This is a genomic window from Oribacterium sp. FC2011 (assembly GCF_000701645.1).
Taxonomy (GTDB): domain Bacteria; phylum Bacillota; class Clostridia; order Lachnospirales; family Lachnospiraceae; genus Oribacterium.
Genome location: NZ_JNJM01000034.1, coordinates 1 through 26,373 on the forward strand (window position 1 = coordinate 1; position 26,373 = coordinate 26,373).

25 protein-coding genes are annotated in these 26,373 nt (G+C 42.7%); 7 read left to right on the forward strand and 18 right to left on the reverse strand.

The annotated features are described in order from the left end of the window. Window positions 1-382 precede the first annotated feature (382 nt). Window positions 383-1,036, reverse strand: coding sequence for a tRNA (guanosine(46)-N7)-methyltransferase TrmB (gene trmB, locus T357_RS0117075; protein ID WP_031555183.1), 654 nt, complete (start codon window positions 1,034-1,036; stop codon window positions 383-385). Between the two features lie 140 nt (window positions 1,037-1,176). Here trmB and T357_RS0117080 point away from each other — a divergent pair, with 140 nt between their 5' ends. The 4 genes from T357_RS0117080 (at window position 1,177) to T357_RS0117100 (ending at window position 7,100) form a co-directional block, all read left to right on the forward strand. Beyond that, on the forward strand, window positions 1,177-2,310 hold the full coding sequence (locus tag T357_RS0117080) for an SH3 domain-containing protein (protein WP_031555185.1): 1,134 nt from the start codon (window positions 1,177-1,179) through the stop codon (window positions 2,308-2,310). Between the two features lie 323 nt (window positions 2,311-2,633). Continuing rightward, the gene (locus tag T357_RS0117090; RefSeq protein WP_031555187.1) at window positions 2,634-3,344 is read left to right on the forward strand and encodes a response regulator transcription factor; all 711 of its coding nucleotides are present in this window, start codon (window positions 2,634-2,636) and stop codon (window positions 3,342-3,344) included. Further along, window positions 3,341-5,521 carry a sensor histidine kinase gene (locus T357_RS0117095; protein WP_044917312.1) on the forward strand — a complete coding sequence of 727 codons (2,181 nt, stop codon included), beginning with the start codon at window positions 3,341-3,343 and terminating at the stop codon, window positions 5,519-5,521. Before T357_RS0117090 ends, T357_RS0117095 begins: the two co-directional genes overlap by 4 nt. Further along, on the forward strand, window positions 5,505-7,100 hold the full coding sequence (locus tag T357_RS0117100) for a D-alanyl-D-alanine carboxypeptidase family protein (RefSeq protein WP_031555192.1): 1,596 nt from the start codon (window positions 5,505-5,507) through the stop codon (window positions 7,098-7,100). Before T357_RS0117095 ends, T357_RS0117100 begins: the two co-directional genes overlap by 17 nt. Window positions 7,101-7,252: 152 nt before the next feature. Here the strand turns inward: T357_RS0117100 and T357_RS0117105 are convergent, their stop codons facing one another. Both T357_RS0117105 and T357_RS0117110 read right to left on the reverse strand, forming a co-directional pair. After that, window positions 7,253-7,804: a M48 family metallopeptidase gene (locus tag T357_RS0117105; protein WP_031555194.1), complete on the reverse strand. Its 552-nt coding sequence runs from the start codon at window positions 7,802-7,804 to the stop codon at window positions 7,253-7,255. A gap of 100 nt (window positions 7,805-7,904) precedes the next feature. Next, on the reverse strand, window positions 7,905-8,135 hold the full coding sequence (locus T357_RS0117110) for an HPr family phosphocarrier protein (protein ID WP_031555197.1): 231 nt from the start codon (window positions 8,133-8,135) through the stop codon (window positions 7,905-7,907). 410 nt (window positions 8,136-8,545) lie between these two features. Between T357_RS0117110 and T357_RS0117115 the strand changes: the two genes are divergently transcribed. Further along, the gene (locus tag T357_RS0117115) at window positions 8,546-8,752 is read left to right on the forward strand and encodes a hypothetical protein (protein WP_031555199.1); all 207 of its coding nucleotides are present in this window, start codon (window positions 8,546-8,548) and stop codon (window positions 8,750-8,752) included. A 166-nt stretch (window positions 8,753-8,918) separates the two neighbouring features. Here T357_RS0117115 and T357_RS0117120 read toward each other — a convergent pair whose 3' ends face one another. The 12 genes from T357_RS0117120 to acpP all read right to left on the reverse strand — a co-directional run bounded on the left by T357_RS0117120 (window position 8,919) and on the right by acpP (window position 20,860). After that, window positions 8,919-10,409, reverse strand: coding sequence for a UxaA family hydrolase (locus tag T357_RS0117120; RefSeq protein ID WP_031555202.1), 1,491 nt, complete (start codon window positions 10,407-10,409; stop codon window positions 8,919-8,921). Between the two features lie 141 nt (window positions 10,410-10,550). Then, complete coding sequence (locus tag T357_RS0117125; protein WP_031555204.1) at window positions 10,551-12,044, reverse strand: tagaturonate reductase; 1,494 nt, start codon at window positions 12,042-12,044, stop codon at window positions 10,551-10,553. Window positions 12,045-12,349: 305 nt separating this feature from the next. Continuing rightward, window positions 12,350-12,814 (reverse strand): MarR family winged helix-turn-helix transcriptional regulator, encoded by a 465-nt coding sequence (locus T357_RS0117130; protein WP_031555207.1) that lies wholly within the window; start codon window positions 12,812-12,814, stop codon window positions 12,350-12,352. A gap of 17 nt (window positions 12,815-12,831) precedes the next feature. Continuing rightward, complete coding sequence (fabZ, locus tag T357_RS0117135; RefSeq protein ID WP_044917314.1) at window positions 12,832-13,293, reverse strand: 3-hydroxyacyl-ACP dehydratase FabZ; 462 nt, start codon at window positions 13,291-13,293, stop codon at window positions 12,832-12,834. Between the two features lie 29 nt (window positions 13,294-13,322). Beyond that, window positions 13,323-14,564: a beta-ketoacyl-ACP synthase II gene (gene fabF / locus T357_RS0117140; RefSeq protein WP_031555213.1), complete on the reverse strand. Its 1,242-nt coding sequence runs from the start codon at window positions 14,562-14,564 to the stop codon at window positions 13,323-13,325. A gap of 25 nt (window positions 14,565-14,589) precedes the next feature. Next, window positions 14,590-15,339: a 3-oxoacyl-[acyl-carrier-protein] reductase gene (gene fabG, locus T357_RS0117145; protein WP_330373146.1), complete on the reverse strand. Its 750-nt coding sequence runs from the start codon at window positions 15,337-15,339 to the stop codon at window positions 14,590-14,592. Further along, window positions 15,336-16,364, reverse strand: a complete 1,029-nt coding sequence (locus T357_RS0117150; RefSeq protein WP_031555217.1) for an ACP S-malonyltransferase — start codon at window positions 16,362-16,364, stop codon at window positions 15,336-15,338. The genes fabG and T357_RS0117150 overlap by 4 nt, the downstream gene beginning before the upstream one ends. A 98-nt stretch (window positions 16,365-16,462) precedes the next feature. Beyond that, the gene (locus tag T357_RS0117155; protein ID WP_031555219.1) at window positions 16,463-17,386 is read right to left on the reverse strand and encodes a nitronate monooxygenase; all 924 of its coding nucleotides are present in this window, start codon (window positions 17,384-17,386) and stop codon (window positions 16,463-16,465) included. 42 nt (window positions 17,387-17,428) lie between these two features. Next, window positions 17,429-18,490, reverse strand: coding sequence for a 3-oxoacyl-ACP synthase III family protein (locus T357_RS0117160; RefSeq protein WP_031555221.1), 1,062 nt, complete (start codon window positions 18,488-18,490; stop codon window positions 17,429-17,431). Window positions 18,491-18,531: 41 nt separating this feature from the next. Next, window positions 18,532-19,458: an acetyl-CoA carboxylase carboxyltransferase subunit alpha gene (locus T357_RS0117165; protein ID WP_031555223.1), complete on the reverse strand. Its 927-nt coding sequence runs from the start codon at window positions 19,456-19,458 to the stop codon at window positions 18,532-18,534. 2 nt (window positions 19,459-19,460) lie between these two features. Then, window positions 19,461-20,495, reverse strand: a complete 1,035-nt coding sequence (gene accD, locus T357_RS19570; protein ID WP_044917315.1) for an acetyl-CoA carboxylase, carboxyltransferase subunit beta — start codon at window positions 20,493-20,495, stop codon at window positions 19,461-19,463. A 143-nt stretch (window positions 20,496-20,638) separates the two neighbouring features. Next, the gene (gene acpP / locus T357_RS0117175) at window positions 20,639-20,860 is read right to left on the reverse strand and encodes an acyl carrier protein (RefSeq protein WP_029199801.1); all 222 of its coding nucleotides are present in this window, start codon (window positions 20,858-20,860) and stop codon (window positions 20,639-20,641) included. A gap of 435 nt (window positions 20,861-21,295) precedes the next feature. Here acpP and T357_RS0117180 point away from each other — a divergent pair, with 435 nt between their 5' ends. Beyond that, window positions 21,296-21,730, forward strand: a complete 435-nt coding sequence (locus T357_RS0117180) for a hypothetical protein (RefSeq protein WP_031555227.1) — start codon at window positions 21,296-21,298, stop codon at window positions 21,728-21,730. Window positions 21,731-21,962: 232 nt separating this feature from the next. On the opposite strand, the gene T357_RS0117185 is transcribed toward T357_RS0117180, so the two are convergent. Further along, the gene (locus T357_RS0117185; RefSeq protein WP_031555229.1) at window positions 21,963-23,459 is read right to left on the reverse strand and encodes a 4Fe-4S dicluster domain-containing protein; all 1,497 of its coding nucleotides are present in this window, start codon (window positions 23,457-23,459) and stop codon (window positions 21,963-21,965) included. A 152-nt stretch (window positions 23,460-23,611) separates the two neighbouring features. Further along, on the reverse strand, window positions 23,612-24,652 hold the full coding sequence (locus tag T357_RS0117190; protein WP_031555231.1) for a protease-associated domain-containing protein: 1,041 nt from the start codon (window positions 24,650-24,652) through the stop codon (window positions 23,612-23,614). Between the two features lie 300 nt (window positions 24,653-24,952). On the opposite strand from T357_RS0117190, the gene T357_RS0117195 reads away from it, so the two are divergent. Next, window positions 24,953-25,786, forward strand: a complete 834-nt coding sequence (locus T357_RS0117195; RefSeq protein ID WP_242840144.1) for a class I SAM-dependent methyltransferase — start codon at window positions 24,953-24,955, stop codon at window positions 25,784-25,786. Between the two features lie 167 nt (window positions 25,787-25,953). Here the strand turns inward: T357_RS0117195 and T357_RS0117200 are convergent. Beyond that, on the reverse strand, window positions 25,954-26,373 hold a 420-nt coding region (locus T357_RS0117200; protein ID WP_155991535.1), incomplete at its 5' end, for a CAP domain-containing protein.

Below are 26,373 nucleotides of genomic sequence, written 5' to 3' on the forward strand. Positions count from 1 at the left end.
TGTCAAGGGTGGCGGACGGTGCCAATACATAAATTTAAAGCCACTGAACGAAAGTGTAAAATGATAAAAATCTGCGAACGAGAGCCACCAATAACACCCCATTTAGGCAGGTGGAATTCAGTCTTGCAGAACGCAATTCCAGTTGTCAGCGACCGCATACGCTTTTTTCAATTTACACATCATTCAAGTGGCTAAATTCCACAATAAAGGGTTTGACAAAATATGTCAAACCCTCAAAAAACTGAATTTAGTCTTCAGTATGGAATTTACTTTTACATGTGGAATTTAACTTTTCATTCAATCTTTTTTTAATCCTGTTTTTTGTTACAGTTCAGTAGTCACCTATGGTCCATCGGCTGAGCTGTTTCTGTTTCTTTTCATATCACTGTATGGCGATAAGTTTATATATAGGATTACCCTTTGCCGAAAACTTCTCTTCGTACTCAGTCATAACATTTCCTTCATTCATAGAAGAGTCATTATGCAGATCTCTTGTTACAGCTGTAAGCTTCCAGCCTGATTCAGGGATAGACTCAAGAGAATAGTCAAAGAGTCCAGTGTTATCCGTTTTAAATTCAAGCTGACCATCCACTTTAAGGAACTCCTTATATATCTTCATAAAAACAGGACTTGTCAAACGTCGGTTAGCCTGTCTGTCTTTAGGCCAGGGATCGGAAAAATTAAGATAAATCCTGTCTACCTCCCCGGGAGCAAAAACATCTGACAACATCCTGGCATCAATGGAGATAAATGTGAGATTATCTAGCTTTATGCCTTCACTTTCAAGAGCTTCCCTCTTTTTTATAGCTTTCAATATAACTGTGTCATATCTTTCTATACCTATAAAATTAATATCTCTGTTTTCCGCAGCCATCTTTTCGATAAACTGTCCTTTTCCCATTCCAATCTCAATCCTTATGGGGTTATCATTTCCAAAATACTCTTTCCACTTTCCTTTATTCTTTTCCGGATCATGTGTTACATACTCTGAATTTGCCACAAAATCTTCAGATCCTGTTATATGTCTTAATCTCATCTTAAATGCCTTTCATTTTGTATTTTTACTATGTTTAACATAGATTCTTTTTTTCATCAAGTCTGTAGCTGCTTCCCTTGAAGTGACTTTTGAAATTGAGTATACTAGATGTAATATGATTTCCGTTAAGGAGGTTTTTTATGCCAACACCGAGAGAAACTAGTATTTGGGGCAATATAAGAAGTGATCTTAACAAGGCTCAGCAGAGTATTCTGAATGGACAGTATTCCGAGGCCATGATCCTCGATAAGAGTATCCTTAAAACTCTGGTTCGTTTACAAATTGATAAAGCTGTTCTGGTATCCAACAATCTTGAAAATGACATAGATCAGCTTTATAACAATCATCTTATTTCCGAAGAAACAAGAAACAATTATCACACCATACGTGTATATGGAGAACAGGCGGAATCCGGTGAAGCTACATCCCAGACCGCTAATGATTCATTTTCTCTCATCAGAGATGAACTTGCTCTTTATATGGATTCGCCTTCTGATTCCAGGCAGTCCATTCCTTCCTACACCCAGAATATAAGAGAGGCCGCACAGGCTGCTGATGACTATGGTGATGCCATGGAAGATGATGCAGATGCCTTTGATGAAACAGCACCGGAAAGTGATTTCCAGAATTCCGAAGATTTATCCGGAACATCCACCGGAAGCACACCTTCCTTTGTAAGCGGCCTTGGCAATGTAGATATTCCTCTGTCAAATACCTCCGCAGGAAGAGACTCAACCCAGAAACGTGCTTCACGTCCCACAAGGCCACTTCGCGACAGCGAACGTGTTACCAGAAATCAGGGACGCCGGATGTCACAGAGCAGAGACGGAAGGCCGGTACGAAGAGTTAAGAGAAGAAGAAGCAGCTCTCTTGATATGTACAATATCATGAAGTTTGCTATTCCTATCGCATGTATCATTCTTCTCATTATCCTTATAAAGATAATAATGGGTGGTTCCGACAGATCAACAATCGAGACAACTCCTGCTGCAACAACAGAGGCAGTTATGGGAACAACAGCTGCAGCTGAGTCTGTTCCCGAGGAAACTGCAGCTCCCGAGACTGAAGCAGTATCTTCTGTCTGGGTAACAACCACAGGTGTTAAGGTTCGTACAGAGCCTAATACAGATTGTGAGGTTCTTGAAGTTCTTGATGCAGGCGTCCAGGTAACCTATAAGGGTGATGCCAATGACGAATGGATACAGATCGACTTCAACGGCCGCGATGCATACCTGAACAAGCAGTTTGTTCAGCCTGTTGCCTCTGAAGCATAAATTTCAAATCATAACCTAGAGCTTCCGGCTTTCCGGAAGCTTTTTTATTTTAAGAAATCCAACGAGGACGGAAGTCTTTTTGAAATATTTGGATAATCCCATCTGAGACATTTCTCATAGGCTAGAACCGTCCCAGGTGAATTTTCTTAACGGATTCTCATGTACCGCTCAAAGCCTTGTGGCCCACCGTCTGAACTTTTACATTGAAAATCCCGGGCAGTTTCTTCTGACTTTCTTTGCATTGAATAGGCCAATAATGTATAATAATGTAGTTTATTAGTATCTACAGATACATACTTCACCTACCAACAGGAGGTTTTTATATGCAGACAATTCTTGTATGTGACGACGACAAGCAGATCGTCGAAGCCATTTCCATCTATCTTACCGGAGAAGGATTCAACGTCCTTAAAGCTTATGACGGCTACGATGTTCTGGAGATCATGGAACAGCACAGAGTAGATCTTCTCATCATTGACGTAATGATGCCCGGACTTGACGGAGTTCATACTGTTTTAAAGATAAGGGAGACCAGCTCCATACCTATCATCATGCTTTCCGCAAAGGGTGAGGACAATGACAAGATCCTTGGTCTTAATGTGGGCGCAGATGACTATCTCACCAAACCTTATAATCCTCTGGAGCTTATCGCCAGAGTAAAATCACAGCTCCGCAGATATACCCAGCTGGGAAACATCGGAGAGGCTGACAACGGAAATATTTTTGCCTGTGGTGGTCTCGTGATGAATGACGATACAAAGGAGGTTACTGTTGATGGCAATGCCGTAAAGCTTACACCCATCGAATACAATATCCTTCTTCTCCTGGTAAAGAATGCCGGCAAAGTTTTCTCTATTGACGACATTTACACTTCCATCTGGAATGAGGAAGCAATCGGTGCAGATAATACTGTAGCTGTCCATATACGTCACATACGTGAGAAAATCGAGATTAATCCTCGTGAACCGAGATATCTTAAAGTAGTATGGGGTGTAGGCTATAAAATCGAAAAACAGGACTCTGCTAAATCATGAAACGAATCATCCTTACAATAATTAATTTTGTCTCAATAATCCTTATCATCTGCAGTATCGGTGTCCTGACTTTCGGTGCTGCAGAGGGCTCAGCCCTGGAGTATGTCCGTCAGCCCGATTATGTAAAGAGCGCCTCATACGAATCCAAGACAAATGAGATGATGACTGATGTTTTCGACTACGTCCAGCTCACTGATATTTTTGAGAAAGACGGAAAACTGGACCTTGGTCTCATCATAGCTCAGGCTGACATACAGGGACAAAATGTTTCCTACTCCCTGGATTATCTCATACAGTATGCAAGATCCATGGGCTATTATTTTGATTCCTGGAATCGTCTCAGAAATGATGGATCAAGAACCATTTCAAAGGAAGAAGACGAACTCAATCACCAGATAATCGTTCAATATCGTGCTTATCTTCCTAATTATAAACAAACCAGCCCTACAGACGGTCAGATGTCTCTTGGCACTTTGGCGGAAGAAGCATTAACCTACCTTGCCAGGTATTATGCAGTAAAAAATGAGTTCGATAAAAGTGTAACCAACTTTTTCTTTAACGTAAGATATACCACAAAGGGTAAGGAGGTGGTTTTCACAAATGATCCGGACCGGAAAGAAGAAGATATTCGATCCCTTCCGAGTTTTGTCTATGTGGATTCTAATTCACTCCAGGTATCAACAAGTTTCAATAATATCCCGCAAAACCTTATCCCGCTTTTACAGGCACGAAATCCATTTCAGTCAGACAACTCACAATACTACTATTCTGTGGGCATAGATACTGATTTTCCTAACGATGATATCCTGAAAAACAATGCAGAGGTTTATAACAGTCGAAGAATCTCAAGTATCTCCGGACTCCTGATGCTTTCACTTTCCTCTATTGTTGCGATTCTCTCTCTTGTATATCTTGCTCTTAAAACCGGACAGAGTGAGGACAGCACGGATAAAAAAATCCATCTGTATAAGATAGACTATTGTCCAACAGAGATAATTATTTCCGCTTTCTTTATCTGGGGATTTGTCGCAGAAATGGTAGCCCCTCAGTTTATTGAATCTGTGGAAAATGTTATCGGGTTCCTTGACAACTGGGATTTCTGGGCATCAGCATTAAGCTTTCTCCTTAAGTATATGCTGTTTGTTCCAATGTTGTTTTCGCTGATAAGAAATTATAAAGCGGATCGTTTGTGGAAATCATCATTACTGAAGAAGATATGCGATCTTTTCGGGCATTACATTTTCAGCGCTGAAAAAACGACCTCAAAGCTTTTCAGTTATCTGCTGTTTGTTTTACCGAACCTTTTAGCATTTGCAATGATAGTTTTCCTTTTTGTCCGTTTCTATAAGATGGCAAGTCTAAATGCTTTAATGCTTGCCCTTGCGATACTTCTGATCATTCTGTCCATTGATTTTTATGCCTGGCACATAGCAACAGGTCTCAGTCATGCTGTTGATGAACAGGTTAAGTCCGAACGTTTAAAGGCTGACCTTATCACCAACGTTTCCCATGACCTGAAGACACCTCTGACTTCCATCATAAGCTATGTAGACCTGCTTAAACGTGAGGAGATAGATAATCCGAGAGTTCAGGAGTATATAAAGGTACTTGACCAGAAATCCACCAGACTTAAAACATTGACAGAGGATCTGGTTGAAGCAAGTAAGGCAAGCTCAGGAAACGTCAAAATAGACTTTGCGGATATCAATTACAACGAGATAGTTGAACAGGCGCTTGGTGAGTTTGAAGACAAGACCCATGCAGCAAAGCTTGAAGTGATACTCAATTACCCTGATCATCCTGTTATGATCAGTGCCGACGGAAGACATCTTTGGAGAGTTATCGAAAATCTTTTAAATAACTGCTGTAAATACGCTCTCCGGGAATCAAGAGTTTACGTGGATATCACTGAAGACGAGGATTCAGGTACAGCAACATGTACCATAAAAAATATCTCCTCAAGACCTCTTAACATTTCTCCGGAGGAACTCACAGAGAGATTTGTAAGAGGCGATGTAAGCCGTACAACTGAGGGTTCAGGTCTCGGACTCTCCATAGCAAAGAGCCTTACAAAGCTTATGAACGGAGAGCTTGTTATAAGCATTGACGGAGATTTATATAAAGCCTCCGTTGTTCTGAAAAAGGCTGTGAAAGAAGCAAATGATACAAAAGATTAAATCCTACATAAATAAAAAAAGGCTGTTCAGGCAGATTTTTATAACCCTTGCGTCAGTCTTCATTTTCACCTCAAGATGCTATGCCGAAGGATGGCCCCGGGCTGACTTTGATATCGTATCGGACGGAGCGATCCTGATGGACGCCGACTCAGGTGCCATTCTTTATGAAAAGAATGCAACCACCGCCTATTATCCGGCTTCCATAACAAAGGTTCTTACAGCGATCCTTGTTCTTGAGAACTGTGATAATCTGGAGGACAAGGTCACATTTTCCTATGCAGCGGTAAATACGAATCTGGAACCTAATTCAACCATCATCGGTGCGGTGCCGGGTGACAAGCTTTCAGTGCGTGACTGTCTTTACGGACTCCTGCTTCATTCAGCCAATGACTGTGCCAATGCTTTGGCCGAGTATATTGCAAAAACAAATGAAAATTTTGCAGATCTGATGAATGAAAAGGCCGCGGAGCTTGGCTGTGTTAATTCTCATTTTGTAAATCCTTCGGGACTTAACGATCCGGATCATTATACCTGTGCATATGATTATGCAAAGATCATGCAGTATGCCATAAAAAATGACACATTCCGAAGCATTGATGCCACACAGGCTTATACCCATGCACCCATAACAAAATATCCAAATGTTGATGACAGCGAGAATACTGTTTACGCCCATCATCATATGATGAGAAAAAGCTATTCGGACTACTATCCCGGAGTTTTTGCAGGAAAGACCGGATATACAACATTGGCAGGAAACACCCTGGTCACGGCTTGTGAAAGAGACGGAATGACTCTTATCTCAGTTATACTTAACGGTCACAGCGCACAGTACTCAGATACCAAAAAACTCTTCGATTTTGGCTATGAGAATTTCTATTCAATCAGTGCCCGGGAAAACGATAAGAATCTGAGTAAGCTCTCCAGCAATATGAAGGTTTATGGCATTCAGCTTATAGACTCAATCGGCTTTGACATCTCTCCCTCATATCATATTACTGTCCCTAAAGGAGATACTATAGATGCTGTCACGGATACTCTTACCTATGATCTTAGTGAAGAAGAAAAATCCGACGGATCCTTCGCACGTATCGACTATAGTTACGGTGACAAGGAGGTAGGAAAAGCCTATATCAAATTAAGCGATAATTCTCTGAAGACCAAACTAAGCAGTCAGCTTGCGGAAGAAGCTTCGGAAGCAGGATCCGTGAAACTGCCGGAGGAAACCATTCCGGAAACCATAAGTATCACCAACAATGAATCCGATGTGGTTTACAATGAAAAATCCGAACGTCCTGAAGACCGGGAAAAACACGCTCCTATCATAGTAAACAATGAAGACGGGCGCCTTGAAATCTCCAAACCCATCAAACAATTACTGCTGATACTTGGATCTATCGCTCTTGTTGCAGGTGTTATCTTCCTTGTTTACTACCTATTTGAACGAAGAGAAGAATATGCCAACAACAGACGAAGGTCCCGCATGCTGAAGCATACACGAGATCTTTCAAAGGCGCAGAAGATACGAAGAGATATGCTTATGAACAGCCGCTCAAGAAAAAAATATACCAGGAAATAAATAGACGCATCTCTGCCCGGGATTTTAATCCCAGGCAGTCGAAATCCACCGGAAACAGTTCCCGCCGGCGAGAACAGTCCCCGGTGGATAACAAAAGGCACTGCAGAATTGATTTTGCTCCCATTGAACAAATCCATTCTGCAATGCCTTTTTTATTCCATACGGCCGATTATCACTCCGCCGTTTTCATCAAGCCATTTACGTCTTTCCCTGTAATCAGGCAAAACCTTTTCAACCAGTGCCCAGAACTGAAAAGAATGATTCATTTCTTTTCTGTGACATAACTCATGTACCACCACATAATCTATTATCTCCGGCGGTGTCAGCATAAGAAGACAGTTAAAGTTAAGATTACCTTTTGAACTGCAGCTTCCCCATCTGGACTTTTGGTTCCTTATGGTTATGCGTCCGTACTGAACTCCTACCTTGGGTGCGAAATATTCCACACGTTTTGGTATGTACTCCACAGCCTTATCCCCCAGTTTACTTAGTTCTTCATTACTGAGAGGTTCGACACTCTTCGCACGCTCTATTTCTTTCTTTACTTTATCCACATGATCCTTGATCCATTTTGCCCTTTTCTGCAGGATTTCCTGTATTTCGGCATTGGTTGTATTATATGGAGCTTTAATGATCACTTCCGCTTTACTGTTGACTGTGATCACTATCGATTTTCTGTTACATCTCTGTATCTCTATCTGCATTTCTTTTATACCTCGGTGTCTATATTATCATATTTTAAAATAAAAAAACGCCCAAACCGGGAATTCTCCCAGTCCAGGCGCCTTTTGCATTTTAAGCGGATCACTCAACAATATAGTCCTTGAGAGAAACCTTTGCATCAGCAAGGTTCTCTGTTCTGACCTTAAGGTTTAAAACCTTTCCGAGACCCATATAGATTATTCCAAGTACTGATTTTGCATCAACAATCTTTGATCCCTGAACAAGATCCATCTCGTACGGAAGTTTAGATGTTAATGCTACAAAATCGCCTACTGCTTCACGATTTGGAATCATAATGTTTAATTCACTCATCGTTTTTTCCTCCTGATATCTGCAATAAAAAACTTCTTTGTGATCACCTATCATATCTGTAACCACTTACACTCTGCTCTATGTCAATCGGTTTGCAGTATGATAACATCATACTTCTTAAATTGCAACGAGAAATATTTAAATTTAACTCTAAAGACTTTCGAGTATCTGATATTTTTAATTTTTTAAATAAATTATTTTATATCTCACTCTTCCTTTTTGTTCTCAATTTCTCAAAGAATTACTTCATTTTCTCAACCATTGTGCAATATCTATTTATTTTTTTATTTTTTTGCTGACATTTTGGAATAATGTGCTATAATTTTAACTCGTGTGTGGAGTTTATAAGAAATGCCGGTTGCATCCGGCACATATTCAGCTCTTTGAAAACTGAATAAGGAGGGGATAAGATGGACAGAATTCATATGGTTCTGTCACAGCTTAACGGAGACCATCAGATAAGCGTTTACCGTGTTAATTCACATCTTGATATTGAAATGACAAACACTTCTGTCAATTCTTTTCTTGGAATGATTTCTAACGGTACCATGGACGCCAGTCAGGTGGTTCAGATCAACTGTGATAAGAACATCATTTATAACGTTTGCGCAATATAAAAAGAACCTGATGCGGTATTTACCGTTTCAGGTTCTTTTTTATTTTCGATAAGCCATTACGCAGGTGTTTTTGCCTGTTTCAGCCGGTGGGACGGTTCTCACGATGAGAATCATCCACGATGGCGCTTTCGTTTCTTGTGATTGAGAGTCTTATCCGATGGTTTTTTTACAGGACTACGCCATCCTTAAATATAGATATCTCTCTGAATCCATGCTTTTCAGCCTGAGTCTGTTTGCCTGAGGCAATCTCCTTAACAAAGTCAAACAGTCTTCTTCCTGCATCATCCACAGACTCACCGCTGGATGCAACGGGGCCTGCATTGAAATCGATCCAGTTCTTTTTCTTTTCTGCCAGTCTGTCATTGGTAGCGATCTTGGCAACCGGTGCAGGTGCTCCAAAAGGAGTTCCTCTTCCTGTTGTGAAAAGGATAACTGTACATCCTGCTGCAGTAAGATTTGTACTGGACACAAGATCATTACCCGGGCCGTAGAGAAGGTTAAGTCCCTTGGTATGTACCGGTTCAGCATATGAAAGCACATCTGAGATTGCTGCCTTTCCGCCCTTCTGTACACATCCGCAGGATTTATCCTCAAGTGTGGTTATTCCGCCCTCCTTATTACCGGGAGAAGGATTATCGTAAACCACCTCATTATGGCTTATAAAGTAATCCTTGAAACCGTTCAGCATGTTGGATGCTTTTTCAAATACTTCATTGTTAATGCATCTGTCCATAAGCATGCTCTCTGCCCCGAACATCTCAGGCACCTCTGTGAGAATTGTGGTTCCGCCCTGAGCAACGATCATATCGGAAACTCTTCCGACTGTCGGATTCGCAGTTATGCCCGAAAGGCCATCCGATCCGCCGCACTTCATGCCAAGTACAAGCTTATCTATACCTACTGTCTCTCTCTTGAACTTTCCTGCATAGTTTGAAAGCTCATGTAAAAGCTTTGAGCCTACTTCAAGCTCATCCTCAACCTCCTGGCAGGTAAGGAACTTTACTCTCTCCGGATCGTACTCACCAAGCTCCGTAAGGAACTGCTCATGTGTAAGGTTCTCACATCCGAGTGAAAGCACAAGTACAGCTCCCGCATTCGGGTGACGTACAAGATCTGCCAGTACCTTACGGGTCTGGGCATGATCTCCGCCGGTCTGAGAGCATCCGAAAGGATGTGTATAGGTATAAAGCCCCTCTATGGAGCCCTTAACTATATCCTGATTCATCTCCACAAGGTGCTTGGCAACATCATTAACACATCCTACAGTGGGAATGATCCAGATTTCATTACGTGTTCCGACTTTTCCGTCAGGACGTACGAAACCTTCAAAGGTCTCAACAGGCATCTCTTTTTTCTCAGGTACGGCCGGGTTATAGGTATAGACCACTTCACCACTTAAATTGGTCGCCATATCATGGGTATGTACCCACTGTCCTGCCTCTATGTCCTTTGTTGCATGACCGATGGAAACGCCGTATTTAATGACCTGCTCATCCTTTTTGATAGGCTTAACAGCCACCTTGTGTCCCTGAGGGATATCTTCAACTGCAGTTATGTCAATGTCATCTACCTGTATCTCCATGCCCTTGCTGATGGGAGCGATGGCAACCACAACATTGTCTTCTGCATTAATATGAACTACCTTTGCTTTTGACATTTCATATCTCCTGTTCTAAAAAACGTCAGTCTTTTCGCAAATGTCATTTCACAAAAGACTGACGTCGTATAAATCACTTATTTATAATCCTGGCGCATCTTCTCCGGATGATCCTTAAAAGATCGCATCCGATAATTTCTTTTACAGTACTGATGCGTATGCAGCCTTGGCACCCTCTTCTCTTATGAGAGTAAGATTCTTAACTGTTGTCTCTTCGAAGTCCTTAACTGCTGTAAGATCCTGTCCCCAGAAGTCAACATTGGACATAACTGCGTGAACAAGTGTCTTTACGTCATCTGCCTTATGTGCCTCGTAGAAGTCGAGAACTTCCTTGTCGTCCTGGATCTTGTATTCATTTCCGGCAGGGCGCTTGCATACGAGTCCATCCTCTTCACGACGCTGTACTTCATTGCTGTAGAAAGCGATGTAAGCTGCAAAGCTCATTGCAAGAACCTCAGGAAGCTTTCCGAACTTCTCAACATACTCAAGGAATGACGGCATATTTCTTGCCTTCCACTTTGAAGTTGAGTTAAGAGAAATGCTCATGAGCTGGTGATCTACGAAAGGATTATTGAATCTGTCTTCAACAGCTGCCGCAAATTTCTCGCAATCCTCCTTATCAAGAGGAAGGATAGGAATGATCTCCTCCTGAAGCATCTTGTTCATATAGTTCTTAACCACATCATCATGCATACAGTCACGAACGATGTCAAAGCCTGCAAGATAAGCACCAAGTACGAAGCCTGTGTGTGCACCGTTAAGGATGCGAACCTTTCTCTTCTTGTATGGAGCAACCTCAGGAACAACGTGAACATTTACACCGGCCTTCTTAAACGGAAGCTTGTCCTCAAGCTCCTTAGGTCCTTCAATGTACCATACACCGAATACCTCTCCTACATCAATAAGAGGATCTGTGTAGCCATTCTCCTTCTCGATCTCCTCAACCTCCTTAGGATCACGGATACGGCCGGGAACGATTCTGTCAACAAGTGTTGAGCAGAAAAGTACCTCGTCATTTACCCACTTCTTGAAATCTGCTCCGAGATTCCACTCATCGATGTGACGGTTAACGATCTTCTTGAGCTCCTGACCGTTATTATCGATAAGCTCGCAGGAAAGAACCACAAGTCCGCCCTTTCCGGCCTTGAATCTCTCAAAGAGGATTCTTGTCATCTTTCCGGGGAAGGATACAGGAGGCTCCTGATCAAACTTTGTATCCGCATCGTAAACGATACCTGCCTCTGTTGTATTTGATACGATATATTCAAGATCATCTGACTTGGCAAGCTCAAGAAGTGCCTCAAAGCCTTCCTTTTCATAAGGGTTGATGGCATCCTTACAAACAGAGATAACTCTCTTGTTGTTTACCTTCTGACCATTCTCTGATCCGCGAAGATAAAGTGTGTAAAGACCTTCCTGCTCATTGATAAGTTCAGTAAGTCCAGCAGCGATAGGCTGTACCAGAGTCACCTTTCCGTTCCAGCCGGCCTTTTCGTTTGACATATCAAAGAAATAATCGACAAATGCTCTAAGGAAGTTTCCTTCACCGAACTGCATAACCTTAACCGGTGCATCCTTAAGGATGTATCCCTGATAGCCGGATTTCTCAAGTACCTGATAGTTTAATTTTTCCATTTGAACTTATCCCCTTTCAGATAAATCATTTATAATTTGATGTAAATGCTTACATGTTCCTAAAATAAAGCTCTTTGTATTTCTGTAAGCGCTTACATTTAATATATTCTGTTTAACATAGGATGTCAATTAGTAATTTTGAAATATTATAATAGGGTTCTTTTGTAACATATGTACTGAGACCGGACTTACACAGCATCCGGGGCCAAAAAAATCCTTCCGGGTTCCTGGGGTGACTGCATTATCACGAAAAAAGACCGTCCGAAACATAATGTTCCAAACGGTCTTGCAATCAAAATATTAAACTATTTTCTGTCGCTCTTCTTAAAATGACTTGGGTCTACTTCCGGCACCATTTCTTCAATTATGGTTCCGAGCATATTGTCAAACTTTTCTATGTCTTCCGGAGAAAATCTGCTTTCACATCTATCCACCAGCTTCTTAAGAAACTCATAGCTGTTCTTATTATATTCATTAAGTCTTGCAGTTGTTCTCAAAAAGTATTCTCTGTGATCAGCCTGAGACTGGACTTTTTCGATGTAACCCTTTTGCACCAGAGCATTTACCTTATAGGCAGCATTGGGCGCAGAAATCCCCATCATTTTAGCGAATTCCGCCACAGTCGGCTCACCAAGGGCCTTTATGCATTCCAGACTGAAAGCCTCTACTGACGTAAGGTTATCATCAAAAGTATTTCCTTTTGAGAAGACCTGAATATAAAAATGAACTCTGAATCTATTATAAAGTTCCTCTACTGTCTTGCTAAGCATATCAAATCACCTTAATCTCACATAATTGCAAAGGTCAGTTCAGCCACTACGGCTACCTTGCCGTCCACAGTTGCCTTTGCGGTACCTATTCCAACAGGTCCATGCATCTTAGTAAGTTCACAATGAAGTTTAAGTACGTCTCCGGGTCTTACCTGACGCTTGAAACGTGCATTTTTGATACCTCCGAAAAGAGCTATCTTTCCTTTATTTTCCGGAATACTTAAAAGAGCCACTGCTCCGGTCTGGGCCAATGCTTCGATTATGAGCACGCCGGGCATAACCGGATACTCCGGAAAATGTCCCTGGAAAAATGGTTCATTTACGCTGACACATTTTGTAGCATCAGCAAATTTTCCCGGTTCATAATCATTAACATGATCTATAAGTAAGAAGGGATATCTGTGAGGTATTATATTCTTTATTTCTTCGATGCCCAATTCCTGAGGCTTTCTTTCCTCATCTTTTAATTCTTCTGCCATATTTCCTCCTTATAACATTATCCGCTGCCTTAAGCCTTTGCAAAAATGATGCAGGCATTGTGTCCGCCAAATCCAAGTGAATTGCTTAATGCATACTTAAGGTCTGCATTTCTTCCTTCGTTAGGAACTATATCCAGGTCACACTCAGGATCCGGTGTCTTATAGTTAACGGTTGCAGGAATAAATCCCTCTTCAAGAGCCTTTACGCAGAATACAGCTTCAACTCCGCCTGCTCCTCCGAGAAGATGACCTGTCATGGATTTTGTTGAAGATACAGGGATCTTGTATGCATTCTCTCCGAATACAGCCTTGATAGCCTTTGTTTCGCAGGAATCGTTAAGATGAGTTGAGGTACCGTGTGCATTGATGTAAGAAATCTCTGAAGCATCAATTCCTGCGTCCTTTATGGCAAGACGCATACACTCTGCACCGCCTTCACCTTCAGGGTTAGGGCTTGTGATATGGAAAGCATCACAGTTGGCACCATATCCAACTATCTCAGCAAGGATCTTTGCCCCTCTGTTTAATGCATGCTCTCTTTCCTCCATTACAAGGATTCCTGATCCTTCTCCCATTACGAAGCCGCCTCTTTCAGCATCAAAAGGAATGCTTGCACGATTTGGATCTGTTGCCTGGCTGAGGGCTCTCATGCTGCTGAATCCGCCTATTCCAAGCGGGGAAATGCTTGCCTCTGTTCCTCCGGCAACCATAACATCTTCATATCCGTCTCTGATTCTGTGGAATGCATCTCCGATGGCATTGGAACCACCTGCACAAGCTGTTACAGGACAGGTGCACATTCCCTTGAAACCGTGACGTATGGCAACATTGGCTGCTGCCATGTTGCAAATTGACATGGGGATAAAGAAAGGTGAAACTCTTTCATATCCATGGCTTAAACCTCTGCTATGCTCTACTTCGATGGTATCAAGGGCACCGATACCGGAAGATATGATCACTCCCATTCTGGATACGTCATATTCTGTGGTATCCTTTATGCCGCTCTGTAAAATGGCTTCTTCTGCAGCGATAAGTGCGAACTGGGCGAAACGTGATAAATGTTTCTGTTCACGGCGATCTATAACCTGTGAAGGGTCAAAATCCTTTACTTCTCCTGCAAGCTTTACTACGAAATCTGTTGTATCGAAATGTGTTATAGGTGCGATTCCGCATACTCCCTTACGGATATTATCCCAAGACTTGGCCACAGTATTTCCTGTGGGGTTTACGGTTCCTACTCCTGTTATAACTACTCTTCGCTTATTCTCCATGACATACTCCATTCTGTATTATATTTTACGCTCCAAGGCCACCATCTACACCAAGCACCTGGGCGGTGATGTAGCGGGCATCGTCTGATGCAAGGAAGGCTACGGCTTTTGCGATATCCTCAGGCTCGCCGAATTTTCCGGCCGGGATACGTGTAAGCATTGATTCTTTTACCTTATCCGGTAAAGCCTTTGTCATATCAGTATCGATGAAGCCGGGGGCGATAACATTGGCCGTAATACCGCGGCTTGCATACTCAAGGGCAGTGGTCTTTGTGAGACCGATGATTCCCGCCTTTGATGCCGAGTAGTTGGCCTGGCCGGCATTTCCATGTAATCCTACGATTGATGAGATATTTACGATGCGTCCGGATCGTTGCTTCAGCATGATCTTTCCTGCATACTTTGTCATAAGGAAGGCTCCGCGAAGATTCTTGGAGATAACCTCATCAAAATCATCGGCACTCATTCTGAGCATCAGATTATCTCTTGTGATACCTGCGTTGTTTACCAGGATGTCAATGCTTCCGAACTGCTCCTGTGCGGCAGTAACGATCTCATTAACCGCTGCTTCATCGGAAACATCACCTTTCATGGCTACGGCTTTTACTCCGGCCTCTTCACACAGCTTTACTGTTTCGAGGGCAGCTGCCTCATTTCCTGCAAAATTAACAACCACGTTACAGCCTCTTCCGGCAAGCTCCAGCGCGATGGCTCTTCCGATACCTCTTGAAGCACCTGTGACTATAGCTGTCTTATCTTTTAAATTATTCATCATACACTCTCTTTATCTGCAATAAGCTTTTCCACTTCCTCAGAGTTTTCCACTGAGCAAATGTTGAAATCCTTGATTTCCATATCCTTGGCAACCTTCTTTACAAAACCGCCAAGTGTATGTCCGGGACCTATCTCAACAAAATTCCTGACACCCTTTTCAAACAAACTTCTGATTATCGCTTCCATACGTACAGGCTTCTGAACCTGCATTACAAGAAGCTCGGGGATTTCCTTACGGAATGCCGCTGCGGTTGTTGCTGTTGTTGAGTTTATTGCTTCTGAAACTGCCTCTGATTCACCGCCAAGGTAATTGAACATAACTGTGCATTTAGGACGGTTCATACGGATATTTTTGAAATACTCCTGAAGAGCATCTCCGGCACTTGACATAAAGCTTGTGTGGAAGGGTCCCGATACCTTGAGAGGTATGCAGCGAACCTTATCATAACCCTTTGCAAGCTCAGTAACCTTATCGACAGCCTCTGTCTCTCCGCCTATAACGATCTGTCCGGGACAGTTATAGTTACAGATGGAAACAACCTTACCGGTTTTATTTCTTACTTTCTCGCAGCATTCCTCAAGGTCAGCTTCAGCCATTCCAAGCACAGCTGTCATTCCGCAGTCCACACCTACGCTTGCTTCTGCCATCTTCTTTCCGCGATATGCAACCATATCCACTGCGGTTTCGGCATCCATTACTTCAGCAGCCTCAAGTGCAGAGTACTCACCGAGGGAAAGTCCGGCAGCGTAGTCAGGACGAATTCCATGAACCTTAAGTATCTCAGTTACACCGCAGGCAAATGCTACCATAGCCGGCTGTGTATACTTAGTTTCATTGATCACTCCATCAGGATCTTCGAAGCAAAGGCGACAAAGATCATAGTTCTTATCATCCGGATTCTGACTCTGTAATTTCTCTGAAACTCCATCAAATATTCTGCGGAACTCAGGATAGTCACGGTAAAGGTCTGCACCCATACCGGCATGCTGGCTTCCCTGTCCTGCATACAAAAATGCTGTCTTCATTTATTTCTCCTCCAGATCAGTCGGACATATCCTGCCCGTTTGACTCTGTTTTTTGTCTTATAAAAGATGCTCAGGAGCCTGATGGCTCATAGCAATATTTACATCTGTGTTAAGTCCTTAAGTATCTCTGCCAAAGGACGGATCTCCTTAAGCTGTCCGCAAGCCTGTCCTGACATAAGGGAACCGGTCTTTACGTCTCCCTCAAATACAGCACGACGTAATGATCCGAGTGTGTACTTCTCAAGCTCCATCTTGTCTGCGCCGGCCTTCTCCTGCTTTAAGTACTCAACTGTCATCTGGTTCTTAAGTACTCTTACAGGTGTTCCGCCTATACGGCCTGTTACGATGGCATCTGTACCCTTTGCCTTAAGAAGAGCTGCCTTATAGTTTTCATGTATAGGACACTCAGGCGATGCCAGAAGAACAGTACCGACCTGAACACCGCAGGCTCCGAGAGCCATGGCAGCTCTGAACTGACGGTTATCTGCAATACCGCCTGCTGCAATAACAGGAATATTTACAGCATCAACTGTCTGAGGAACAAGTGTCATGGTTGTCATCTCACCAACATGACCGCCGCTCTCAGTGCCTTCTGCGATAACAGCATCAGCTCCAAGTCTCTCAACGTGCTGTGCAAGTACAGGCGCACCTATTACAGGGATTACCTTTATTCCTGCTGCCTTGAAATCCTCCATATATTTTCCGGGATTTCCTGCACCTGTTGTAACCAAAGGAATCTTCTCCTCGATACAAACCTTTACAAAATCATCTGTTGAAGGGTTCATAAGCATAAGGTTAACACCGATAACCGGCTTATATCCGTCTGCTGTCTCCGGTGCAAGCTCACGGGCTGTGCGGATTTCATTTCTAAGCTCGTCTGCTGTTCTGATTCCACCTGTTCCGATAAGTCCTACGGCGCCGGCATTGGCACAAGCTGCTGCAAAACGTCCTGTTGCGATATTTGCCATACCACCCTGAATAACCGGGTAACGGGTTCCTAAAATTTCATTTAATAACTTCATGATCTACCTTCTCTGTTTTTGTTGATTATTCTGACTAAAGCTTTATCTGTAATTGATGACACATCCGCCCCAGGTGAGGCCTCCTCCGAAACCGGCCAGGATCATCCTGTCTCCTTCATGCAGCAGTCCCTTGTTCTTCATATCGAAAAGAGCGATAGGGATTGAGGCTGCACTGATATTTCCGAGAGTTTCCATATTCATAAAGAACTTTTCTGACGGAGCATGCATGGCTCTGATAACATGTTTTATTATCCTTGCATTTGCCTGATGGCATACAACATGATCCACATCCGAAAGGTTTAGCCCAGTCTTATCCAGAAGTCCGTTAATGATCTTTGGTATGATATCGCAGGCGAAAACAAATACGTCCTTACCATCCATAAGCATGTGATCGATCTTCGGCTTTTCCTGACCATCCTCAGAAGTACTCTTTCTAAGCTTCTGCTCGTAGGCCCCTGTATAAATTGAGGGTGCCTCTATGGCTCCGGAGCCTCTTGAACCGAGAAGGCTCACATAGAGATTCTCATCTTCTTCCCGGTCCAATGCTATTACCGCAGCACCGGCACCGTCTCCGAAAAGAATGGCTGTTGTCCTGTCTTCCATAGATACAAGCCTTGAAAGTTGTTCGGTTCCTATTACAAGGGCATACTTTTGTGATGCCTTCCGGGACTCTCTTTCTTCTTTTTTATCGGGATAAATATCACATACATCGAGACCTGCTGATAAAAGACCTCTTGCGACTTCGAGGGCATATATAAATCCGCTGCAGGCAGCATTAAGATCAAGTGCAGGTACTTCCGGAAGCTCCAGCTCTCGCTGTATAAGAGCTGCCATACTTGGAGTTGCAAGATCCGGTGACATGGACGCAACGATAACAGCGCCTATGGACTCTTTCTTTATCCCTGCATCTTCAAGGGCTTTTCTTCCTGCTTCTATGGCAAGTGTCAATGCACTTTCATCTTCCGTGCAGAATTTTCTTTCATGGATTCCTGTTCTGGGATATATCCAGGCATCCGATGTATCCATGATCTCTCCGAGAGCATCGTTTGTGACTGTTTTACCCGGGAGTGCTCCTCCCAGGCCAATGATTTTTATTCCTTTCAAAACTATACTCCTGATATTCAACTGTACTTTGTTGAACTTCTTTATATATTCCTGTATTTTTCCTGTCTATCTTTTCTTACTTCCTCAGGTGACAGCTTTAACAGGTCTGTAAATGTCTTCTCAAGAACTATATCAAGACTCGCATAAAGTCTTTCCGGATCTTCCTGTGCACCTCCGAGAGGCTCAGGTATAACATGATCGGCAACACCGGCCTTTCTGAGATCCCGGGCTGTAAGCTTCATTACTTCGCAGGCTTCTTCGTGACGTCCGGCATCCTTCCATAAAATAGATGCAAATCCCTCAGGGCTGAGAACTGAGTAAACTGCATTCTCCAGCATAAGGATCTTGTTGGCAACACCTATTGCAAGGGCTCCACCGGAATTTCCCTCTCCTGTTACTATAGAAATAACAGGTACATGGAAGCTGCTCATAGCTGCAAGGTTTCTTGCAATTGCTTCACCCTGTCCGTGCTCTTCAGCCTCAAGTCCGGGGTAAGCACCCGGAGTATCGATAAAGGTTATGATAGGACGGCCAAACTTCTCAGCCTGCTGCATAAGACGAAGAGCTTTTCTATATCCTTCAGGTCTTGGCATTCCGAAATTATAGGCAAGATTTTCTTCCATGGTCCTGCCTTTCTGATGTCCAAGTACTGTTACAGGGCATCCTTTATAACGTGCGATACCACCATAGATGGAAAGATCCTCGTCATATAAGTGATCCCCCTTCTGCTCAAAGAAATCTGTAAAAAGATTATCTATGAAATCCTTAATGTGAGGACGCTTGGGATGTCTTGCAAGATAAACCCTGTCGGCTGCTGTTAAATCTGTGCATTTGGACAGAAGATCATTTCTTGTTTTATCAAGTTCACGTATCTCTTCAGCGTTCTCTTCCAATAATTCTTCATTCTCAGAGAGAGCATTGATTCTTTCCTCAATCTGCTCTGTTTCCTGTATTATTTCTTTTATCATCCTTAATTCTCCGAAGCCTTAAATGTTCTTGACTGAATATTTTTTGAATCCATATGAAGTTTCAGTACATCAGTAAGTACATCTCTCATTTCATATCTTTCAACTATCCTGTCCACAAAACCATGGTTCTCAAGATACTCGGCACGCTGAAAGCCCTTGGGAAGCTTTCGGTTGATAGTCTGCTCTATAACTCTGGGACCTGCGAATCCGATAAGAGCCCCGGGCTCAGCCAGGGTAATGTCTCCGAGTGTGGCAAAGCTTGCGGTTACACCTCCGGTAGTAGGATGTGTAAGGAAGCTGATAAACAATCCGCCATGCTCACTGAACTGCTGTACAGCGGAAGTTGTCTTTGCCATCTGCATCAGGCTGTAGATTCCTTCCTGCATACGTGCTCCGCCGCTGGCGCTGAAAATAAGTAATGGTAATTTTTCCCTGTCGGCATACTCTATAGCACGAGTAACTTTTTCTCCAACTGCACGAGACATTGACCCCATAAAGAATCTGCTGTCCAGAACCACTGTTACAAGGCGGATGCCCTGAATAGTTCCGATTGCTGAAATTACAGATTCATTCAGACCTGTCTTTTCCTCCTGCTGTTCGATCTTCTCTTTATAACCGGGGAATTCCAGGGGATCTTCAGCTTTGATCTCTGTATCTATCTCTTCAAAAGAACCCTTGTCAAGAATAAGACTTAATCTGTAATAAGCTCCGATAGGTGCATACTTTCCGCACTCAGGACATACAAAAAAGTTATCTTCCCACTTTTTTCTGAGAGCACGTCTTCCACAAGATCTGCAGGTTATAAAACTGGAAGGTATCATTACCGCAGGTATACGGAAACCATTTTTGTCCCTTACTTCCTCTGCACCCTTTTCGGAACCGGCTGTTTTCTTATCGGAACTCTTTGATTTAGCATCCTGAGCATCTTTTCCGAAATTAAACTTGAGTCCGCTGTGTCCAACAGTGTCAGCCAGAGCCTTCTTCCGTAAAGCTCTGTCCTTGTACATTTCGTATATCTTTGTAATTGGAGATTCCATATATTCCTCCATACTTCATTGAAAAAGCCAAAGACGAGCTTTGGCTTTAGTTAGTAAACATCCATGCCTTCATAAGTCCCGGTTGGAGTAAGATCTCCATGCCTGATTTGATGAAGGCGGATCATTTCTTAGGATTTAATTGATTATTTGTTGCAGTAATCTACAAGCTCCTGAACTGTCTGAAGCTTTCCGATCTCACCGTCGGGGATTGAGTGTCCAAGCTCATCCTCAAGAGCCATGTGAAGTTCAACGAGTGAAAGTGAATCTACCTCAAGATCCTCAATGAATCTTGCCTCAGGTGTAACCTTGTCCTCGTCACAAGCAAGTGTGTCAACGATAATGCTCTTAACTTTCTCGAAATCCATGTTTTCTCCTTTTGGTCGATAAAACGACATCTCAATTCTTTATTTGTTACTTTTTCAGGCAGATAGAAAAAATTTTTTTAATAAAAAAATTTAACTATCCGCTTGTCGTTGTTGATAATACCTAATGGTCATACTTTAGTCAACGAAAGAAATTTCCGAACAAAAGTAGTTTCTGAAACTATGAATAATGGAGATAAAAGCGCATGACGGTATTTCGTCGTTTATTCCTGCATAGTTATTTAAAAAATTTTGGTACTATGAAATTTTTTAAATAGCGATTGACGTATCTGCATGGTCCGCTAAAACTGTACTAACATGACCTTATATATGGTATAATTCTACTTATTATAATGTGTATTCTCAGAAACTGTTTTTATCTGTATATGTGAGGCAGATATTCATTCAATAAATCATCAATATAGGAGATATATAATTATGGAACTTAAAGATGATAGAAAGAATCGCTCAAACAAAAGCGGTTCGGAAGACAGCATTGACAGCTATAAGGATTTTCAGGACTCACTGAAAGAATTCCAAAGGGAACCTTCCAATGCAGAGATCATGACAAAACTTGAGCAGAACCACCGGCTTATGATCTTTACTATTTTGATCACACTGCTTGCACTGGCGCTTATTCTTGGTGCAGGCTACTATCTTTATAATGTTGTCAATGACTACAAAACTGAAGTTGATGCGGCCATAGAAACCATGAAAAAAGTTGATAAAATGGTGGAGCAGCTGCAGGCCGACTACTCTAACTACAGTCAGAAAATTGATGATTTCTTCGATTCCGTTGAAACTCTTAAGTCATACCTGGACAGCCTGAACGAAGCGATCAGTTCCATACCATCCTTCAAGCTTCCGTTCTGACACGCGAGATTTTCCTGAAACCGGGTTGGAAAAAGACCTCCATTATTGGTTTCGCGTTGTCCGTCACATTGGTGTTGTGCCTATAATGTGACGGTGATGATTCTTTCCGAACCTTAAGCGGCACATTTAATAAGCTACATCCGCGTGACAGCCTTATTGCGAATATTAAAAAGCCGGGAACCCGCTGATTACGGGCTCCCGGCTTTTTTATTGTCATTCCTTGGATTAAAGATTATTTATCACAATGAAACTCGTTCATCGGTCCTCTCATCATGGAGAACTTGTCCATAGGATAGTTCTTAAGGTTGTCCAGAATCTTACGGTCATCAGCCTGGTTAAGAAGATCCTGACGTGCCTTTCTTATCTCAAGCTCTGTCTTGTGCTTTGAAGGTCCGCCTACGCAGCCGCCTTCACAAACCATTCCCTCGATAAAGTCTTCCGGAAGCTTTCCGAGCTTCAGGAGCTGAAGGGCAGTTGTACATTCCTTTCCACCTGCTGCTGCACGAAGCTGGATTCCTGTTGCATCCTGATTACGCTCTCTCATGCACTCAAGAACAGCATTGGCAACTCCGCCTGAGCTTGCAAAGCTCTTGCCCCAGATTGAGGACTCCTGATAAGGATCAACAACAGGAACCATCTCAACATTCTTTGATCTCAGCATTGCCTGCATCTCACCGAAGGTAAGTACATAATCAGCATTATCCTTTATGCCCATTTCATGAGCCTCAGACTTCTTTGCGATGCATGGTCCGATAAATACGGTCTTGCATCCCGGATGTGTCACCTTGAGATATCTTGAGATAGCGCACATAGGTGATACTGTCTCTGACATATTCTCCTTAAACTGATCAGGATAATGCATTCTCAGCATATTGATAAATGCAGGGCAGCAGGAGGTTGTCATCTTCTTGCCTTCCTGACGTGCCTCATACCACTCCTCAGCCTCATATGCAGCAGTCATATCTCCGCCGAGACCAACCTCAACCATATCTGTGAAGCCAAGCTTCTTAAGTGCCTCTCTGATGGAACCCATGGTGATTTCCTTACCGAACTGTCCCTCGATAGCAGGAGCACACATTGCGTATATTTCTTTACCTTCCTTGATATCCTTTATGATGTCGAGAACATCAAGCTTGGATGCGATAGCTCCGAAAGGACAGCTGTGGATACACTGGCCGCATCTTATGCACTTCTTGTCATCGATCTTGCAAATGCCATTCTCATCATAGGTAATTGCATTAACAGGGCAAGGCTTACGGCATGGTCTCTCAAGGTGAGCGATAGCTCCGTAAGGGCAGGCATTGGCACACATTCCACACTCTTTACACTTGTTGGGATCGATATGTGCTCTCTGGTCACCCATAGTGATGGCGCCGAAACGACAGCTGTTCTGACATGCCTTTCCCAAGCATAAGCGACAGTTATCAGTTACTGTATAGGAAGAAAGCGGACACTCCTCGCAAGCCGGATCTATAACCTGGATAATGTTTGGATTAGGCTCGGTTGCGTAAGGATTGGCATCAAGATTCTCTGTGAGACGGATACGCCATCTCAGGATCTCCCTCTCTTTATAAACACAGCATCTCCATGTTGAGTGAGGCCCCGGTGAAATAGCCATGATAGTCTCATTCTCTGCTTCCCTGCCGAGTCTGTCCTCCCATGCGGCCCTTGCCAGTCTTTCGATGACTTCGTGTTTAAGCGCGATAGCACCCTTATCATTAGTTACCATTCGTACCCTCCTGTGTAGACATAAATATACTCATTAATCAAAACTATAATTAGTATAACATCCATGATACATTTAAACTATTATGGTGTTATAGAATTAACAATCTTTTTATTCTTTTGTTTTGTTCATGTTTTTTTGAAGATACTCTGATCTTAGTTTTGTACGACCTTTCGTACAGCTATGCCTGATATCTCAAATACCATGTCATTATTTATAAGAACATAAGGACCGTCATCCTTACCTATAAATATTCCCGCGTCCTTTGCCGCTGTTTTCAGAAGATCCTCAGTAACAACCGCTTTTATAAGTTCAGGAGTCCATATGCTGTCCTTTGCTTTTTCAAGAGCTTCCGCATCGGCATATTCCTTTCCGTCCACAAGTATAGGATACTGTACCTTAGAGGCAAATGACTTGAAATCATTATTTGCCACATCAAGGATCACTTCTCCAGCTGCAACTGCGGCATCGGGATTATTAATTGACATATCCATACTTTCCAAAGAAAGTGCATCTCCATCTTCATTGAAGAATACGCGGACACCATCACCTGGATTAACCTTTCCTCCGACCGCGCTTTTATCGGTTTCTTTGCTTACTGTAAACTCAACAGGACCTTCAACTGTCTGTACTATGGTTCCGTCTTCCTCCGAAGCTTCTATAACAACTCCACTAATGGCTCCGGCATTCTGAACATCATAGCTAAGGTCAGCCACAGTCTTAACACCGCTTTGAAGCTGCTTAACTTCATCACTTGAAACAGCTTCTTTGCTTTCTGCTTCCTCTGTTTCTCCCACAAGTTCAGTTCCTGCCGGTCTTATGGAGATAACATCTCCCGCACTGTCCAGTTCCACAGTAACATCCATTCCGACTTCCACGCCGCCCTGAAGCATGCTGGTATCTACACCATCCACGAGGCTTAATTCGTAGGTTTTTCCATCCTTATCCTCAAGAACCAGGGAATGCATTGCAGCATCTGATACTTTTCCTGTGATTTCTTTTAAATCATTGATTGCTTCCGTAGTTTCCGCTTCAGTGGCAGCCTCTGTTGCTGCCTCAGTAGCAGCAGTAGTTTCCACTGCCGTTGGTTTCTTTCCACAGGCAATACTTGTACCGAGAAGCAGCATGATGAGTCCTGCCGCAGAACCTCTCTTTACCATTTGTTTAATGTTTTCATTTGATATTATTCTTTTCATAATTTCCTCACTTTCAGGAACCTAAGCCCTTTTATATATTTTTCAAGAACTTATGACGTCTATCAGATTCACTAAGAAAACCTGATCCGGTCCCTCTTTTCGTTCAAATATAACATACATCATATTTTTATTTAATCCTATCTCTTTTTACATCCTACGATTTAATCATTGCTTTAAATGCTGACTTTTCTTAAACTTATAACAGTTAAAAATCATTCTCATCTATAGATGCATGTTTTTTACCGTTTATATCTGGCACACAGATGTCAAAATCGACTCTACACTTGGAACGGAATATATATGGAAACAAAAATGATGATCTATTCAGAATCCGGAACTTTTCTTGATACTGCAAGGATGTTGTCCGAAAGGCTCCGTGTTCCCTACACAATTGATAAATCAGAACTTGAGGCATTTATCTCTGAAGCCGGCACCGGAATCCCCTCAATTCCCGATGATGATTCGGAGAAATCCTCTAAAGAAAAACCTCTATATTTAAAGCTGGATGAAACAGGACTGTCCCTTACTGACGGAACTCTTTCTCTCCGGGGTGACTTTACTGCCAATGCTTCCAGATTAAAAAAGAGCAACCTGGAGCGGGAGCTTCTGGTAAAATGCGCAAAACTTAAGGATCTTGATCATACCCCTGTTATAATTGATGCAACAGCCGGAATGGGTGAAGATTCCCTTCTTCTTGCAGCCTCAGGTTTTAATGTTATCCTTTATGAATATGATCCGGTTATAGCATCTCTGCTTGAAGACACTTTACGACGTGCTGCTCAGGATCCTTTGCTAAATGAAATCGTTTCCCGCATGGAATTACACATCGAAAGCAGCATCGAAGCCATGAAGAATTTGGAGCATTCCCCGGACGTGGTACTACTGGATCCTATGTTCCCTGCCAGGACCAAAAGTGCATTGGTAAAAAAGAAATTCCAGCTTTTACAGCAGCTTGAACGTCCATGCTCAGATGAAAACGAGCTTTTTAATGCTGCCCTTCAGGCAAAACCTCATAAAATCATCATAAAAAGACCTCTGAAGGGTCCTTTTCTTGCAGGTATCAAGCCGGATTATTCATTATCCGGAAAAGCGATTCGATATGACTGTATCCTGCCGGAAACAAGAAAGTTCTGATAAAGGAACTTTTTGATTAAACCGTATCACCAAAACATTATGGGCTTCTTAACGCCCGCGTGACGTCCTTATTGGCAAAAAAGACCCCACCGGTTTTTCCGGCGGGGTCTTTTTTGCGTAGGATTATGTTTATCATGAGAATTATTGTTATAAGTTTTTCTTCTATATTAGATTCCGAATTCCTGTGCCCAGTATGTTCTGCCGTTCTGAGTTGTTGTTGAGATTGCGCAAGTTGTGAAGTCAGGCTTTAAGATGTTTGCTTTGTGTGTAGGTGATGCCATCCATGCGTTTACTACTTCGTCTGCTGTGTTGTAGCCTTCTGCAAGATTCTCGCCGTACTGAAGATCTGCATTTACTGTGTACCAGTCTGTTCCGTCCGGTCTTGTGTGTGAGAACTTAGTTGTGATCTCGTTTGCTCTTACTACAGATGTTGTCTCAAGAGATGCGCTGTACTGAACTGCTGAAAGTCCATTTGCCATTCTTATCTCATTAACCTTTGCAAGTGCCTGAGCCTCAAGGTCAGTCTGTGCAAAAGATGTAAGTGTCATCATTACTGCGAAGAAGATTGCTACGAATATTGTTCTAAC